The 2,271-nt window shown below is 70.1% G+C and carries 2 protein-coding genes; one reads left to right on the forward strand and one right to left on the reverse strand.

The features are described from left to right. The coding region (locus tag VGV13_02630; protein HEV8639974.1) for an HRDC domain-containing protein at window positions 1–432 on the forward strand (432 nt) is incomplete at its 5' end. A 113-nt stretch (window positions 433–545) separates the two neighbouring features. Here the strand turns inward: VGV13_02630 and VGV13_02635 are convergent. After that, window positions 546–2,183, reverse strand: a complete 1,638-nt coding sequence (locus tag VGV13_02635) for a thiamine pyrophosphate-requiring protein (GenBank protein HEV8639975.1) — start codon at window positions 2,181–2,183, stop codon at window positions 546–548. Window positions 2,184–2,271 lie beyond the last annotated feature (88 nt).

Consider the following 2,271-nt stretch of genomic DNA (forward strand, 5'->3'; position numbering starts at 1 on the left):
GGCTACCTCGCCCGGTCCGACGCCGAGTACCCCACGCTGCTCGTCACCCTGAGCGGCCACGCCGTCCTCCGGGGCGAGAGCGCGGCGGCGCCCCTGACGAGCGCCGTCACGCCGCCGGCCGCATCGGCTGCGAAGGCGGGGACGCGGATTCCGGAGAGCACGCGTGCCCCCGACACCTCCGGCGCGGCGGACGAGGCGGTGTTCGAGGCGTTACGCGTGCTGAGGCGGAAGGTCGCGGCGGAACGCGGGGTGCCGCCGTACCTCATCTTCTCGGACGCCTCGCTGCGCGACATGGCGCGCCTGCGCCCGCCGACGCTCGAGCGGTTCCGCGAGGTGCAGGGCGTGGGCGACTGGAAGCTCGCGACCTTCGGCGAGCGCTTCGTGGCGGCCGTGCGCCAGGCCTGCTCGGCCTCCAGCTCCGCCCGCGAGTAGCGCTACTTCTTCTTCTGCTTCGGCTTCTTCTTTTCCTTCCGCATGCCCGTGCCTTTTGCCACGCGCTCACCCCTCTCGCTGTCTCTCCGTGATTATAGACGACGCGGTGCGTCTCACGGAAAGATCGAGAAATCCACCGCCTTCTCGGTGATGAACTCCAGCAGCGCCGGCGTGCCCTCCCGCGTCCGGTCGATCGCGCGCTTGATGGCGGGCCCGATGGCGCCGGGCTCGGTCACGCGCTCGCCCCAGCCGCCCAGGGCCTTGGCGAAGTCGGCGTAGTTGCCGCCGATGTCGGTGGACCGGTACTTCTCGGTGGCGACCTTCATGACCTTGAGCTCGATGGCCATCGAGAAGTTGTTGAGGAGTACCGAGAGGATGGGGATGCGCTCGCGCACGGCCGTCTCGAAGTCCATGCCGGTGAAGCCGATGGCGGCGTCGCCCCAGACGTTGACGCAGAGCTTGTCGGGGGCGGCGAGCTTGGCGCCCATCGCGTAGCCCAGCCCGGTGCCGAGCTGCGTCGTCTTGCCCCAGCCGATGTAGGTGAGGGGCGCCACCGGCTCCCAGAAGGGCGAGAGCTGATCGCGCGGGCTGCCGGCATCGTGGGTGATGATCGTGTTGGCGACGTCCACGGTGTGCATCAGGTCCCAGATGACCCGGTAGGGCGAGAGCGGCTTGGTGTCCGCCGTGAGCCGTGGTAGCCACTGGGCGAGCCACTCGCTCTTGAGCTGCTTGATCTCCTGGGTGACGGCGGCGGCGCGGCCGCGGGGGCCGCCGCGCAGGCGGTCGCTGACCTCGGTGATGAGCGCGTCGAGAGTCAGCCCCGCATCCCCGACCAGCGCCAGCTCGGCCCGCACGTCTTTGTTGATGTCGGCGGGGTCGAGGGTGGCGTGGACGATGCGCTTGCCCTTGGGCATGGCCACGCCGTAGTTGGTCGTCGAGAAGCTGCAGCCGATGCCGAAGATCAGATCGGAGTTGGTGAGGAAGTGGTGGAGCTGCTTGCTGATCGAGCGGCCGCCGGAGCCGAGCGACAGCGGGTGCGTCTCCGGGAACGCGCTCTTGCCCTGCAGGCTGGTGGTGACGGGCGCCTCCAGCAGCTCGGCGAGCTCGCGGAGCTGCTTCCACGCGCGCGCGTAGTGCACGCCCTGGCCCGCGTAGATCACCGGCCGCTCGGCCGCCACCAGCGCCGCCGCGACCTCGGCGACGGCGCGCGGGTCCGGCGCCGTGCGCAGGCGGGGCGCCGGCGTGTAGGTCCAGCCGTCCGGCACCTCGGCCTGGAGGATGTCGACGGGGAACTCGACCAGCACCGGGCGCGGGCGGCCGTTGCGCACCTGGGTGAACGCCCGACGCATGGCGTCGGGCACGTTCTCGGGCAGGATGACCTGCTCGGCCCACTTGGTGACGTGCTGGTAGTTGAGGAACGAGCTGAAGTTGGGCGGGATGTTGAGGATCCGCCGCGGGTAGCCGCCGGGGAGCACCACGATCGGGACCGAGTCGCCGTAGGCCTGGGCCACGCCGCCGAACGAGTTCTCCGTCCCCGGGCCGTGCTGGTTGGCGAAGACGCCGATGCGCTCGCCGGACGTCACCCGGCTCAGCGCGTCACACATGTGCAGGCCGACCCGCTCCTGGCGCACGATGATGGTGCGAATGTCGGCCTCGGCGGCGGCCTCGATGATGTGGTTGACGGGATAGCCGATGAGGCACTGCACGCCCTCGCGCTTGAGAATGTCGGCCACGACTGCGGCTGCTTTCACGGCGCTCCTCCTTCTGGCCGGGGGTACCCGAGCGTCATGCATAGTACGGCATCCGGAGGACCTCGTGCTCGGCAGGTGAAGCTATTAG

Source organism: Candidatus Methylomirabilota bacterium (assembly GCA_036001065.1).
Classification (GTDB): Bacteria; Methylomirabilota; Methylomirabilia; order Rokubacteriales; family CSP1-6; genus MNEF01.